The organism is Paraburkholderia phenazinium, assembly GCF_900141745.1.
In the GTDB taxonomy this organism is placed as follows: Bacteria; Pseudomonadota; Gammaproteobacteria; order Burkholderiales; family Burkholderiaceae; genus Paraburkholderia; species Paraburkholderia phenazinium_B.
The window spans coordinates 3589243-3602680 of record NZ_FSRM01000001.1; the positions used below are offsets into that span (position 1 = coordinate 3589243).

A 13438-nucleotide genomic window follows, 5' to 3' on the forward strand; every position below is an offset into this window, starting at 1 on the left:
ACAGAGACGCAATGAAGACGAGGTCGATCGGGTTGTCGGCATGGCTGTGCGTGTTGGCGTGCACCGCGTTCGTCGCGGCGACGTCGTGCTGGTTCGTGCATCCGCTCTTCGCGGCAACGGCTGTCGCGGAAGCGCCCATAGCATCGCCGGCGGCCGATGAAACGGCCACGCTTAAACGCGGCGCGGAACTGGCTGCGATCGGCGACTGCGTCGTGTGTCATACCGCGAAGCATGATGCGCCCTTCGCGGGCGGCCGTCCGCTCGATACGCCGTTCGGTGTGATCTACTCCACCAACATCACGCCCGACCGCCAGACCGGCATCGGCGCCTGGTCCCTCGACGACTTCAAGCAGGCGATGCGGCGCGGTGTCTCCCGCGACGGTCATCTGCTCTATCCAGCCTTTCCGTACCCGCACTTCACACATATGACGGATGCCGACATCGCCGCGGTCTACGCGTATCTGATGTCGCGCGATGCGGTGCAGGCCACCGCGCCTGCCAACCGTCTGATGTTTCCGCTTGGCTTTCGTCCGTTGATCGCGGTATGGAACCTGTTCTTCCTTAACCGAGGCGTCGAACCGGATGGCGCGTCCTTTGCTGCTGCAGCAACGTCAACCTCGACGCCAACCGCATCGCACGAAGAACAGCTATTGCGCGGCCGATATCTGATCGATGGGCCAGCGCATTGCGCAGCGTGCCACACGCCGATGAATCTGCTCGGAGCCGAAAAGCGCGATGAGGCATTCGACGGAAACGTGATCGAAGGCTGGCAAGCACCCGCGCTGACCACTTTGCTGCGCGCGCCTAAGCCGTGGACACACGATCAGTTGACCGCGTATCTGCGTACCGGCCTAGCTGATCAACATGGCGCGTCGGCTGGGCCAATGCGGCCGGTCACGCAGTCGCTAGCGGATGCGTCCGATGCCGACGTCGACGCCATGGCTACCTATCTGCTCTCGCTGCAGACAGCAAGCGCTACAGCATTGACAGACGCGGCACCGCAAGAAGCACAAGCGCAAACGCAAACCGCCCCGGCCGACAACATGCACGTGCAAAATGGCGCCGTGCTCTTTAGCGCTACGTGCGCATCATGTCACGCAGCCCATGCGCCGATGACGACCTTTGGCGACCGGCCATCGCTCGCGCTGAGCACAGCCGTCAATGCGCAAGATCCACGCAATGCCCTGCGGCTGATTCTCGACGGGATTCCTAACGAACGTGGCACGCGCGGCCCGTACATGCCGGCCTTCGCCGGCACGCTCACCGACGCGCAGATTGCCGATCTCGCCGCGTACCTGCGTGCCAACTTCAGCAGCCAACCCGCATGGAACCTCGACGCAGCCAACGTCGAGAAACTGCGCCAGGAGACCAGCGAACCATGATGACACTCGTCGTGAATGGCGTACCCCATCAGCTCGATATCGATCCATCGACGCCGCTGCTCTACGCCTTGCGCAACCAGCTCGGCCTGCACGGCGCCAAGTTTGGTTGCGGTCTCGGCCAATGCGGTGCGTGCACGGTGATCGTCGGCGACGAGCCGGTGTTCTCGTGTCTGTTGCCCGTAGCAGCGGTCGGCACACGTCCCGTACGCACGATCGAAGGACTTGGTACCGTGGACAAGCCCGGCAAGCTGCAACAGGCGTTTATCGACAGGCAGGCAGCGCAGTGCGGCTACTGCATCGCCGGCATGGTGATGCGGGCTCAGGCGCTGCTCGAACGGGTGCCCTCACCCACCGACGAACAGATCCGCGCACACATGGAGCCGAACCTGTGCCGCTGCGGCACGCATATGCGGATACTCGCCGCGATTCGTGAAGCTGGGCAACACGCATGAGCAACGACACACCCGCCGCACCCGACAGCGTCAGCCGCCGCCGCTTTCTCGCGGCGGGCAGCGTGATGGTCGGCTTCACGCTGCTGCCTGCGGCGCGCGCGCTCGCGCAGACCACCACCACCGAAGCCGGCACCTTCACCGCGTCCGCGCCGAGCCTGCCGGGCAGTCTGAAAACGGCGCCGATGCTCGACGCGTGGGTCAAGATCGACGAAACAGGCCGCATCAGCGTGTTTACCGGCAAGGCGGAACTCGGCACCGGCATTCGCACTGCATTCATGCAGATCGCCGCCGAACAGTTCGGCGTGATGCCCGAACACATCACGCTCGTGACCGCGGACACTAACTCGACACCGGATGAGGGCTACACCGCGGGCAGCCATTCGACGGCCGACAGCGGCACCGCAATCGCCAACGCCACGGCTCAGGTACGGGCGCTCCTGCTCGAGGCAGCGGCCGCTCGATTGAACGTGGACGTTGCCGCGTTGACGACCCACAACGGCGAAATCGTCGCCACCGATGGCCGTCGTCTCACATTCGGCGAAGCTGTCAGCGGCGTCAATCTGCATCGCAATGCCCAGCCCGGCGTGCCGACCAAAGATCCCAGTACATATAAGGTGATTGGTCAGTCGTTTCATCGTGTCGATATTCCGGGCAAGGTAACCGGCGCTCCGCGCTATGTGCAGGATATGAAGCTGCCCGGCATGGTGCACGCGCGTGTGGTGCGGCCGCCGTCGTACGGTGCGACGTTGAAGCCGGTAGATGTGACGTCGGTACGGTCGATGCCAGGTGTGATCGCCGTCGTGCAGGACGGCAGTTATCTCGCGGTCGTGGCCGACGATGAATGGCGCGCCATCACCGCCATGCGCGCGCTGACAGAGCTCGCGCAATGGCAAAGCGGGCCGCCGCTACCGGCACAGGCGACGATTCACGAGACGCTGGAGAAACTGCCCGCGCAGGAAATCTCGGTTGCCAACACGCAGGGCGCGGCGCCGCCCGCAGCGCAGACACTGCACGCGCGCTTTACCAAACCGTATCTGACGCACGGTTCGATCGGTCCGTCGTGCGCCGTGGCGTGGCTCAACGATGGACAGATGACGGTCTGGACTCACACGCAAGGCGTCTTCCCGATGCGCAAGGGGCTGGCCGAGATGCTGTCGATGCCGCCTGAGCGCGTGCGCTGCATCCATGTCGAAGGCTCCGGCTGCTACGGACACAACGGTGCCGACGATGTCGCCGCCGACGCCGCGCTGATCGCGCGCGCCGTGCCGGGCAAACCGGTGCGCGTGCAATGGATGCGCGAGCAGGAACACACGTGGGAGCCGTTCGGACCGGCGATGTCGAGCAACATTTCTGCGTCGCTGGATGCGAACGGGCAGATCGTCGACTGGAAGTACGAACTCTGGAGCAACACGCATAACAACCGCATCGAAAATGCCGGGCGCTTCATGCCGACATGGTCCCTTTCGAAACCCTTCACGCCCGCACCACCGAAGCCGATTCCGATGCCGGAAGGCGGTGGCGACCGCAACAGCATTCCGTTGTATCGCGTGCCCAACCTGTACGTGCAGCATCATTTTTTGCCCGACATGCCGATCCGTGTGTCGGCGATGCGCTCGCTCGGCGCGTATCACAACATCTTTTCGATCGAAAGCTTCATCGACGAACTCGCGCTTGCTGCGCATACCGACCCGGTCGCGTTTCGGCTGAAGCATCTGGACGATCCGCGCGCGCATGCCGTGATCGAGCGCGCGGCGCAACGTTTCGGCTGGCCGCATCTCGCACACTCGGGCGCACCGTCGCGTGGCGTCGGTTTCGCCTTCGCGAAGTACAAGAACCTGATGGCCTACTGTGCACTGGCCATCGAAATCTCGATCGAACGCGAGACCGGTTACGTGACGATAGAACGCGTCGCGAGCGCGCTCGATTGCGGACAGATCGTGAATCCCGACGGCGTGCGCAATCAGATCGAAGGCGGCATCCTGCAATCGGCCAGCTGGACGCTGTTCGAAGCCACGACCTTCAACGAGCACAACATCACGAGTTTCGACTGGAGCGCCTATCCGATCCTGCGCTTTTCTTCCGTGCCGAAAGTGCTCGATGTCGATCTGATCGACCGGCCGGGCACGCCGTTTCTCGGCGTTGGCGAAGCATCGCAAGGGCCGATGTCGGCGGCACTCGCGAATGCGATTGCCAACGCGACCGGAAAGCGCTTCAGGGATTTGCCTTTATCGCCGGAAAAGTTGCGCGCGGCGTTGCGGGTCTAATACCGGCGTCTTCTTCAAACCAGAGCAATACGCGACGAGCTCGCGCAACCCAAAGAGGCGTTGCGCGAGGCTTTTCAAGCCACCGCTCAGAACACCGTGTGAATACCCACGCGGAACACGGTCTGGCTATTGCTGCTCGAACCGGGACCGGTATCCGTGATGCCGCTGATTTCCGCCGAAGCGCCTTCATTGGCGATCTGATAGATCGAACTCACGTAGACCGTCGTACGTTTCGAGAGGATATAGAACAGTGTTGCGCCGACCTGATTGGCGTGATTGTTGTCGAGAAACGTATTGCCTTTCAGGTACATGTACTCGCCACTCAACATCCAGGTCGGTGTGAATTGCCAGCGCACGCCCCCTGACATTTCAGCCGCGGCAGCACCGTTACCCATGTTGTGTACGGTCGTGATCAGTCCGTGCAGCGTGATGTTGTCGAACGTGTACAAGGCGCCCACACCCCAGTTGCGTACGCTCACCTGCGGGCCGCCCGTGACCACATACTTCACATCGGTATAGGCCGCACCGAGCTTCAGATTGCCCACCAGGTAGTCAAGCCCGAAGCTCGATGAATTGCCCGTGCCGACCGACCCCGCCACATTACCGAAGCCATACATGGCGCCGACCGTCAAACCGCCCAACGACGGGCTCAGATACTTGACCGTGTTGGCGATCGCCGTGCCCTCGCTGCGATCCCAGTCGAGTTCGCCGGTGGGATTGTTCGGAATGCCGAGACGCTGGAACGGGCCCGCCGGAAAGCCGAAGAAGAAGCCGCCGTCGTCGGCCGTATCGATACCCGACGCCCACAGCGACATCGCCATGAAGTCGTACTGGCTACCCATCGTGAACGTTCCATAGCGGTCGTCCTGCAAGCCGATATACGACGTCTTCGAGAACAATTGCTGACCGGGTGTGATGCTGCCCGTGTTGACCGAGAACTGGTCGGTCAACTGAAAGATCGCCCTGAGTCCGCCGCCCAGATCCTCGATACCCTTGATGCCCCACAGGTTCGGCGTGAACACACCGTCATTGGCCTTGACGAGGCCATGCCCGTGCTCGTTGCTGATATAGCTGACGCCGTTGTCCATCAGGCCAAACAGCGTGACACTACTTTGCGCATACGCGGCACCGGTAAAGGTCAAACCCAGTGCTGCGAAAAGCCCCAACAGTCCTGCTCGCATCCTGCTATCTCCTCGTGTTTTTTTGATGCAACTGCGCCGAACAAACCTGTGTCAGACGGTGTTCGCAAGCTGGCATCCCTACCGCTCGCCACCACCACCCACGCTAGACGCGCGCCGTCCCCGTCGGCCGGCATCGCTCCGCACCGCTCGCTTGACGTTCCTTTATACGGAACGTCGTTCCTGTTTGCGAGCGGTGGTATTTGGCAATCTCCATTGATCTGTGTCAAGAAATATTCAGCCAGGGTAAGCCCTGAGAGCGTTTCCAGCGGCCCTTCCATTTTCGAGTCAGAGCCATGCGCCGCGCGGTTGTGGGAGGCCTTTCGTCAATTCGCCAGGCCGCCGTGGAGCGAATATCATTTGGCATGCCGCAACACTTTCGTCTTCGTGAGCAGTCACGTCCGCTACTGGACAGATCCTGTCAAAAACTGCACAATGTTCCCTTATACGGAACGATGTTCCATTCAATAACTTTTGAGGTAAAGTCTATGGCAACGAATGCATCTGAGGCGTCGCGTCCGAAAGAAGCGGCGGTTGAAAGTCCTGCAGAGGGGCGGCTGTCATCGGTCACCGCGGCGGTCCGCGTGCTCAAGGCATTTTCGGAGGAAGAGCCGGAAATCGGTATCAGCACGCTCGCCAAGCGGCTGAAACTCGCCAAGAGCACCGCGCACCGGCTTGCCACGACATTGCTTGCCGAGGGGCTGTTAGAGCAGAACCTGGAGAATGGCCGTTATCGGCTGGGGATCGAACTGTTCGCGCTCGGCGCGCTCGTGCGCCGGCGGCTCACCGTGTCCACCCAGGCGCTGCCGTTCCTTCACGAATTAAGAGAGAAGACCGATGAGACTGTTCACCTCGCCATCCTCGACGGCACCAGCATCATTTATCTGTTCAACCTCGAGAGCAATCAGGCCATCCGGGTGCGGTCATACATCGGGGTGCGCAAGCCCGCTTTCTGCACGTCCGAAGGTCTCGTCCTGCTCGCGCATAGCGCGCCCGACGTGGTCGGCCGGGTCATCAAGGAAGGTCTCGTGGCGCGCACGCTGAACACCAATACGAGTTCGGCCGCCCTGCTCAAGGTGCTCGAACAGGTTCGCGTCGAAGGCTTTTCGATGGACGACGAAGAGTCGGAAGCCGGTATGCGTGGCATTGCCGCGCCCGTTCGCGATCTGACCGGACAGGTTGTAGCCGCCATCAGCGTCGGCGGTCCGACTCAACGTCTCACCAAAAAAGCATTGCGCGGATTCACTCCGCTATTGATCAACGCCGCCGAAGGTATCTCGACCCGACTGGGATACCGGCGCCCATAAATCTTGTTTCCTGCCCGGAAGGGGAATAGTGGATCCATGTCTGAACTGACTCATTGCATTACCCTGGAAGGGGGCGACGTCACATTTTCTTGCCCGCCCGACGACACCATTCTCCGATCCGCGCTGCGCGCAGGCATTGCCTTTCCCTATGAATGCAATGTGGGCGCCTGCGGCAACTGCAAGTTCCAGCTCGTCGACGGCGAGCTTCAGCAACGCTGGGCCGAAGCACCGGCCTGGAGCGACAAGGACCGCGAACGCGGCCGTTTTCTGGGCTGCCAGTCGGTGCCTGGCTCCGCCTGCACGATCAAGGTCAGGCCTTCGGCGCTCTACGCGCCCGTGCATCGGCCGCGCCGCGTGGCGGCGACCTTGACGCAAAGCCGGCCCATTACGCACGACATTCACGAATTCCACTTTTCGCTCGACGAACCGCTGCCGTTCGAACCCGGCCAGTACGCACTGCTGACGTTGCCCGGCGTGACCGGCGTGCGCGCGTATTCGATGAGCAATGTCGCTGAAGCGCCGGCCTTGACCCTGCAGTTCCAGGTGCGTCGCGTGCCGGGCGGAAAAGGTACCGCCGCGCTCTTCGAGGGTTTGCAGCCCGGCATGCGTATCGAGATCGACGGCCCCTATGGCCGCGCCTATCTGCGGCGTGATGCGCAGCGCGACATTGTGTGCATTGCCGGCGGTTCAGGTCTTGCACCGATGATTTCGATCGCCCGTGGTTTTGCTTTCGACCCCAATCTTCAGGACACCAAACTGCACTTCCTGTATGGCGCCCGCACCAGCAAGGACATCTGCGGCCGCGACATGCTCGAAGTTCTGCCCGGTTTCGGCGAACGAATCCAGTTTCATGCGGTGGTCTCGACGCCCGAACCAGGCGATGCTGACGCTACTGCCAGCCACACCGGCTTCGTGCATGAACTGGCCGACACATTGCTCGGCGACAGCCTTCGCGACATGGAGATCTATTTCGCAGGACCGCCGGCAATGGGCGAGGCCATCCAGCGCATGTTGCTTGCCCGGAAGATTTCCTTCGATCGCGTGCATTTCGATCAGTTTTATTGAACCCACTGCGCAACGGCGACGCGCGCCGTCGGTCGCGCGCGCTGCGCAGGCCTCAGGAGCGACCACGTGTCAAAGCTTAAACTCACCTTCGGCTGCTGGAACTACGACCGCACTCGCGGGCTGATGGACGGATCTGTCCAACCCGACGGCATCGATCTGAACTATCTGAACATGCCGGTCGAAGAGACCTTCTTCCGGATGCTGCGCAACCGTGAATTCGATGCGGCGGAAATGTCGCTGTCGTCGTACACCATGTCGTGCTTCAAGGATCCGCAGCCGTTCATTGCCATCCCGGTGTTTCCCTCGCGCTTTTTCCGGCACTCGTGCATCTATGTCAACGCGAACTCTGGCATCAAGAGTCCTAAGGACCTGATTGGAAAGCGCATCGGCAACCCTGAATACCAGATGACGGCGCCGGTCTGGATCCGCGGCATTCTGTCCGACCATTACGGCGTGCCGGTCGACAGCGTCACCTACTTCACCGGTGGCGAAGAAGAACCGAACCGTTCGGAAAAGCTCAAGCTCGACTTGCCGGACAACATCCGCGTGGAACGGATCGGCCCGGACAAGACCTTGTCGCAAATGCTCTACGACGGCGAAATCGACGCGCTCTACACGGCGCGTATGCCCTCTTCGTACCGGAAGGGCGACGGCAAGGTGACGCGGCTGTTCGAAAATTACGTCGATGTCGAGCGCGAGTACTTCAAGGAAACGGGGCTCTTCCCGATCATGCACACGGTCGTCGTGCGCCGCGAGATTTACGAGGCGAACCGCTGGGTCGCACAATCGCTTTACAAGGCGCTCGTAGAATCGCAACGCCGAACCTACGAAGACCTCAACGAGACTGCTGCCCTAAAGGCAATGCTGCCGTGGCTGAACTCGCACGTCGAGGAAGTCCGCAAGGAGATGGGCGACGACTTCTGGCCGTACGGCTTGCAGAAGAATCGCGCGAATCTGGAAGTGTTCCTGCGCTATTCGTACGAGCAAGGTCTCTCCAGAAAACTCCTGACGCCGGAAGACCTGTTCGCACCCGAGACGTTCGAGTCGTTCAAGATCTGACGCGTATGTAGCAAAACGCGCGGCACGGAGAGAATTCACCGTGCCGCGCGAACATCTGTACTGCTCTTCTGTTCTGCCTAGCGCACGGGCTCCTGAACCCCCGCTTCGTCATTAGGTACAGGTGCATACGCCGCGTAGACGTCCCGCCGCTCGGGATAAACGTACGGCCCAAGGCGGCAAATCGACACGATCGATACGGCAGTCAGCCCGACAAAAGCCCACAGCGCGACGTGGTACGAATGCAGCAGGTCGTAGCACAGACCGGTCAGGAAGATCATGATGCCGGCGCCCCATCCCCAACACGCCCAGATACCGCCGCAGACGCGCCCAAACAGTCTCAGGTCGAAATAGCGGCTGACGATGAAGGTGATGATGTCGGCTTCGGCACCGATGCTCACGCCGATCAAACCGGCCGCCACCATCGCCGAAGTCCCCGTAGCGCCGTTCGCCAGAATCAGCACACCGATCATGGTGATCGAGAACGACACCGCAGCCACATACGGCGCATGCACGCGGTCCATCAGATACCCGGCCAGCAAGCGCCCGACCGCAGACGACAGGCCGGCGATCGATAGCATGCTGGTTGCGACACGAATCGTCGCGCCGCGGTCCATCATCATCGGCACCAGTTGCGATAGCAGCGCGAGCATCACCCCCGACATGCAGAAGATGGCCAAGCCCAGCTGACGAAAACTGCGGCTCGTCCGCGCGATCTGCGAAAGCTTCGGCAGGTCCGCATTGTTCTTTCGGGTACGCGGCGTGAGCTGCGAGTCACGGGGCATCTTCACGAGAAAGTACAGCGCGGGTAGAGAGAACGCGGCAACCGCAACCGCGACGCCGAGATAGCCGACACGCCAGCCGAAATTTCGCAGCAGATAGCCTGCGTACTGCGGCATCAGTGCGCCGCCCACTGCAGTGCCGCCGACCGTCAAGCCGAGAGCAAGGCCGCGATGACGGTCAAAACGCGCGCAGACGACCTTCGCGTAAGGCAATGCATTGCTGCCGGGCGCGAAGAAACCGACCAGCACGAACGCGAGGCAGAACAGCGGCACCGATGGCGGCATCACGCTGACGAGCGCGATCGAAAGTGCGAACAACGTCAGGAACAGCAGCGTGGGTTTGCGCACACCCCAGCGGTCGACCAGCGAGCCGAGCACGATCGTGCCCGGCCCCATCGCGAATTCGAAAATGGTCAGGCCGAGCGATACCTCCGATCGTCCCCAGTGATTCTGTGCGGCGATGGCACGGATGAAGGTGCCAAACATGAACGCCGATATCACCCCGGCGCCCACCGAGAGGCAGATGGCGCCGCCTACGACGGTCCACCATCGATTCAATTCTTTACTGTTCAAGTCTCACTCCACAATTATTCGCCGACGCCCAGCGCGTCCAGCAAATCGTCGAGATAGCCGGTGTCGTTCACCAGCATCATCGTCGTACACAAAGGCCGCAACGTGTCCGAGGTCCGCGAGTCTGTCGACGCGGTACCGAGACGCCGGCGGATCAGCCCTGAGATCGTGACAGACCGGCCGCGGTAAGCACGCGCGGCCAGCACACCTGCAGTCGGATCATCCCCTTCGTCGCCGACGATGAGGACAAGGTCCACGGGGGCCGCCCACTGCGCAAGGCGCTCGGCCGCTGTCGAGCCGAAGCCGAAGCCCGAGCCTGAGCCAGGCTCGGCGAACGCATGAAGCTCCGCCGGCCCCGAAACGCGCATATGCGCCGACGGCGCCCGCGAGCGGCACAAGGCCATCTCCGGGTCTGCCTCGTTCAGGAAGATTACCCGAGCCGTGCGGGGCGACGCATTCGCTGCCCGTATCCGGAAGCGCGCTTCCGGCCAGCCGGAGGAAGAGGATCGCGCCTGAGCGCGCCTGGATTCGGATTCGCCTGTTTGCATCAGTGGACGCTTTTGCCGTTTGTCCGGAATCAGACCGTGGTATGGGACTTGCCCGGTTCGGCGCGCAGTGCGTCTTTCGCGCCTTCCTTGAACGGAACATCGCGTGCGAGCACCGTGGCAACCGAACGGATGCTCTGCGCCGCGGCGTCACGGCCCGGCGGCAATTGCCCTTGTTCGGCCAGTGCACGGGCGGCTTTCATCAAGCGGTTGCGAACCATGATGATGCCGTTGTCGGTCGATACGAGGTTTTCTCGGGTGCGGTCCTGGATCGCTCCCATGCTTTCCTGCAGCGACGCATCCTGCATGCCAATGCCTTCCACACCACTATATGTATGACCCGCCTTCTGCGCCGCGCGGTCCATCAGGTAATCGTTGTCCTTGTTCTGCAGCGGACGATAGGTACCCGGCACGTATTTGACGTGAATGCCGTGGCCTTCCTTCATTGCCTGGATTTCCCCCTGCGTCAGGTCGCGCGTCGGGTGGTAATCAAAGCTCCAGGCCCAGCAATGTTCGTCGTCGATCGGCACCCAGAAATGCCCGTGCACCGGATGGTCGCCGCGCGGCGGCACCAGTGTGAAGCAAGGCATCACCCACGGTGTAATGCGCCAGTAGTACTGCTCGTTCTCCGCATTGCGGCGCGCACCGATGAAAAGGCCGCCCTCTGTGTCGACAACCTCGAACACCGGGCTCAGGTCGCTGAGGTTGTACTGATTACCTTTTGCCCCTTTAAACAAGGGGTCGTGATGCAGGCTGGCGCTGTGCAGAAACGAGACGTGGCTCGAGTCGACGCCGCCTTCGAGCGCCTGCAGCCAGTTGGTTTCCTGAAAGCGCTTGGTAATGAAGCTGCGACCGAGCGGCAACGTCGCAAACTCGAATTCCGGCGGGGGCGGCTGATCTTCCGGCGGACCCATATACACCCAGACAATGCCGCCGCGCTCGATCAGCGGATACGACTTGAGTTTGATGCGGTTGCAAAAGCCGCTTTCAGCCGGCTCCGACGGTACTTCCATACACTGGCCGTTCACGTCGTACTTCCAGCCGTGGTACGGACAGCGAATGCCGCCCTCCTCGTTGCGCCCAAACCAGAGTGATACGCCACGGTGCGCACAGAACTCGTCGATCAGGCCGAGACGTCCTTCGGAATCGCGAAACGCCAGCATCCGCTCCGACAGCAACTGCAGTTTGACCGGCGCCCCACCCGCTTCCGCAACTTCCTCGGCCAGCAGCGCCGGCAACCAGTAACGGCGGAACAACTCGCCCATCGGCGTGCCATTACCCGTTTGCGTCAGCAGATCGTTTTGTTCTTTCCTCAACATGTTTTGCCCTTGCGTTCTTGATAGCAATTCTTCCGTCCGGCGCCGTGCCAGGAGGACCTCAAATTTCACATGTTCCATATATAGGAACAGTGTTCTTTTCAATAGAACAAAGTTATCATCCGCTCGAATCCTTTGTCAAACGGAGATTTCCGATGCCGCAGTCGTGTACCCGCATGGGGCTTTGTAAAGTTTCAGATGTCAGTTCCGGGAAGGCCATCAAGATCGAGAAGCAAGGCCTGACGCTCGCCGTGTTCAATGTCGCCGGTGACTATCTGGTCACGGACGACGCCTGTACACATGGCCCAGGTTCACTGTCGGAGGGGTGTATCGATGGGGAAGTCGTGGAATGCGACTTCCACAATGGCGCCTTCAATATCCGCACGGGTGAAGTAGTGGCGCCGCCATGCATGATCCCGCTAAAGACGTACAAGACCTATGTGGAAAACGATGAGGTTGGAATCGAACTGGTGGAGTCCGAGTAAATGAGCCGCCCCAAAATTGCCATCGCACTAGGCGACCCCGCCGGGATTGGCCCGGAAATCGCGCTCAAAGCGGCGCTTGACCCACGCGTTCTGGAAATCTGCGAACCGATCCTCGTGGGCGATGCTCAGGCACTCGCCTATCACGCGAAGGCCAGCCAGATCGATGCTCACATTCATTCGGTTCAGTCGGCGAAGCAGCCGGCGATTACCGGTCCCTCGGATGTCACGCTCATGGCGCTCGACCACTTCTCGGCCGAACCGCTGCGTGTCGGCAAGATCGCGGCGGCGCATGGACGCTCGGCTATCGAGTCGGCACGCGTCGCCATCGAAGCCGCCATGGCGGGCGACGTCCGCGCCGTGGTCGCCTGCCCGCAGACCGAGTACGCCATCAAGGAGGCGGGCATCGAGTTCGACGGTTATCCGTCGTTTGTCGCGCGTTGCACGGGCACGCCCGTCGACGACGCCTATCTGATGTTGTGCTTCGATTCCACGCGCATCGTGCATACGACGCTGCACGTGAGTCTGCGCCACGCCCTCGATCTGATTACCGAGGCACGTGTCCTGAGCGTGATCACGGCAACGCATGCGGTGCTCGCACGCCACGGCAAGCCCGTGCGGATCGCTGTCGCGGGTCTTAATCCGCACGCCAGCGAAAGCGGCATGTTTGGCGACGATGAGGCTCGCATCATCGAGCCCGCGCTGAAAGCGGCACGCGAGCGCGGGCTCGATGTCGACGGTCCATTCGGCGCCGATACGATGTTCAAGAAGTCCGGCTACGACGCGTTCATCGTGATGTACCACGATCAAGGGCATATCGCCGCCAAGCTGCTGGCTACCAACCGGACGGCAGGCATGACGATCGGCACGCCCATCCTGTTTTCCTCGGTGGCGCACGGTAGCGCGCTGGATATCGCCGGCCTCAATCAGGCAAGCCCGGAAGCCGTCGTAGAAGCGGTACACCGCCTCGTGCACGCCTCGCCGGATCAGGTCTGAACGTTGGGTACGAGACCGGCTTTATTGTCGTGACGGCGCGCGC

The 13438-nt window shown here is 61.5% G+C and carries 12 protein-coding genes; 8 read left to right on the forward strand and 4 right to left on the reverse strand.

Going from position 1 to position 13438, the window contains the following annotated elements:
* Nucleotides 1-11 precede the first annotated feature (11 nt).
* Genes BUS06_RS16060 through BUS06_RS16070 form a run of 3 tightly spaced genes read left to right on the forward strand, consistent with a single transcriptional unit; the run spans nucleotide 12 to nucleotide 4098 of the window.
* A complete protein-coding gene (locus tag BUS06_RS16060) occupies nucleotides 12-1382 on the forward strand; it encodes a cytochrome c (protein WP_074265165.1) in 1371 nt (456 codons plus the stop codon).
* Nucleotides 1379-1834 carry a (2Fe-2S)-binding protein gene (locus tag BUS06_RS16065; RefSeq protein WP_074265166.1) on the forward strand — a complete coding sequence of 152 codons (456 nt, stop codon included), beginning with the start codon at nucleotides 1379-1381 and terminating at the stop codon, nucleotides 1832-1834. The genes BUS06_RS16060 and BUS06_RS16065 overlap by 4 nt, the downstream gene beginning before the upstream one ends.
* Entirely contained in the window at nucleotides 1831-4098 is a 2268-nt protein-coding gene (locus BUS06_RS16070; protein WP_074265167.1) for a xanthine dehydrogenase family protein molybdopterin-binding subunit, read from the forward strand. The genes BUS06_RS16065 and BUS06_RS16070 overlap by 4 nt, the downstream gene beginning before the upstream one ends.
* Before the next feature lie 86 nt (nucleotides 4099-4184).
* Here BUS06_RS16070 and BUS06_RS16075 read toward each other — a convergent pair whose 3' ends face one another.
* On the reverse strand, nucleotides 4185-5279 hold the full coding sequence (locus BUS06_RS16075; RefSeq protein ID WP_074265168.1) for a porin: 1095 nt from the start codon (nucleotides 5277-5279) through the stop codon (nucleotides 4185-4187).
* A gap of 485 nt (nucleotides 5280-5764) precedes the next feature.
* Here BUS06_RS16075 and BUS06_RS16080 point away from each other — a divergent pair, with 485 nt between their 5' ends.
* From BUS06_RS16080 to BUS06_RS16090, 3 genes are all read left to right on the forward strand, one after another.
* Nucleotides 5765-6583, forward strand: coding sequence for an IclR family transcriptional regulator (locus tag BUS06_RS16080; RefSeq protein WP_074265169.1), 819 nt, complete (start codon nucleotides 5765-5767; stop codon nucleotides 6581-6583).
* A 36-nt stretch (nucleotides 6584-6619) separates the two neighbouring features.
* Nucleotides 6620-7648: a 2Fe-2S iron-sulfur cluster-binding protein gene (locus BUS06_RS16085; RefSeq protein WP_074265170.1), complete on the forward strand. Its 1029-nt coding sequence runs from the start codon at nucleotides 6620-6622 to the stop codon at nucleotides 7646-7648.
* Nucleotides 7649-7714: 66 nt separating this feature from the next.
* Nucleotides 7715-8707, forward strand: coding sequence for a substrate-binding domain-containing protein (locus tag BUS06_RS16090; protein ID WP_074265171.1), 993 nt, complete (start codon nucleotides 7715-7717; stop codon nucleotides 8705-8707).
* Nucleotides 8708-8784: 77 nt separating this feature from the next.
* On the opposite strand, the gene BUS06_RS16095 is transcribed toward BUS06_RS16090, so the two are convergent.
* The 3 genes from BUS06_RS16095 to BUS06_RS16105 are packed head-to-tail and all read right to left on the reverse strand — an operon-like array spanning nucleotide 8785 to nucleotide 11920.
* Nucleotides 8785-10059 carry an MFS transporter gene (locus tag BUS06_RS16095; protein WP_254368857.1) on the reverse strand — a complete coding sequence of 425 codons (1275 nt, stop codon included), beginning with the start codon at nucleotides 10057-10059 and terminating at the stop codon, nucleotides 8785-8787.
* Nucleotides 10060-10073: 14 nt separating this feature from the next.
* A complete protein-coding gene (locus BUS06_RS16100) occupies nucleotides 10074-10604 on the reverse strand; it encodes a hypothetical protein (protein WP_143787533.1) in 531 nt (176 codons plus the stop codon).
* A gap of 29 nt (nucleotides 10605-10633) precedes the next feature.
* Entirely contained in the window at nucleotides 10634-11920 is a 1287-nt protein-coding gene (locus BUS06_RS16105; RefSeq protein WP_074265172.1) for an aromatic ring-hydroxylating dioxygenase subunit alpha, read from the reverse strand.
* A gap of 152 nt (nucleotides 11921-12072) precedes the next feature.
* Here BUS06_RS16105 and BUS06_RS16110 point away from each other — a divergent pair, with 152 nt between their 5' ends.
* Both BUS06_RS16110 and BUS06_RS16115 read left to right on the forward strand, forming a co-directional pair.
* The gene (locus BUS06_RS16110) at nucleotides 12073-12402 is read left to right on the forward strand and encodes a non-heme iron oxygenase ferredoxin subunit (protein WP_074265173.1); all 330 of its coding nucleotides are present in this window, start codon (nucleotides 12073-12075) and stop codon (nucleotides 12400-12402) included.
* Nucleotides 12403-13395 carry a PdxA family dehydrogenase gene (locus BUS06_RS16115; RefSeq protein WP_074265174.1) on the forward strand — a complete coding sequence of 331 codons (993 nt, stop codon included), beginning with the start codon at nucleotides 12403-12405 and terminating at the stop codon, nucleotides 13393-13395.
* Nucleotides 13396-13438 lie beyond the last annotated feature (43 nt).

Excerpts from the sequence above, each read along its gene's own strand:
- BUS06_RS16060 (WP_074265165.1), top strand. The coding sequence starts at position 12 with ATGAAGACGAGGTCGATCGGGTTGTCGGCATGGCTGTGCGTGTTGGCG.
- BUS06_RS16065 (WP_074265166.1), top strand. The coding sequence starts at position 1,379 with ATGATGACACTCGTCGTGAATGGCGTACCCCATCAGCTCGATATCGAT.
- BUS06_RS16070 (WP_074265167.1), top strand. The coding sequence starts at position 1,831 with ATGAGCAACGACACACCCGCCGCACCCGACAGCGTCAGCCGCCGCCGC.
- BUS06_RS16075 (WP_074265168.1), bottom strand. The coding sequence starts at position 5,279 with ATGCGAGCAGGACTGTTGGGGCTTTTCGCAGCACTGGGTTTGACCTTT.
- BUS06_RS16080 (WP_074265169.1), top strand. The coding sequence starts at position 5,765 with ATGGCAACGAATGCATCTGAGGCGTCGCGTCCGAAAGAAGCGGCGGTT.
- BUS06_RS16085 (WP_074265170.1), top strand. The coding sequence starts at position 6,620 with ATGTCTGAACTGACTCATTGCATTACCCTGGAAGGGGGCGACGTCACA.
- BUS06_RS16100 (WP_143787533.1), bottom strand. The coding sequence starts at position 10,604 with ATGCAAACAGGCGAATCCGAATCCAGGCGCGCTCAGGCGCGATCCTCT.
- BUS06_RS16105 (WP_074265172.1), bottom strand. The coding sequence starts at position 11,920 with ATGTTGAGGAAAGAACAAAACGATCTGCTGACGCAAACGGGTAATGGC.
- BUS06_RS16110 (WP_074265173.1), top strand. The coding sequence starts at position 12,073 with ATGCCGCAGTCGTGTACCCGCATGGGGCTTTGTAAAGTTTCAGATGTC.
- BUS06_RS16115 (WP_074265174.1), top strand. The coding sequence starts at position 12,403 with ATGAGCCGCCCCAAAATTGCCATCGCACTAGGCGACCCCGCCGGGATT.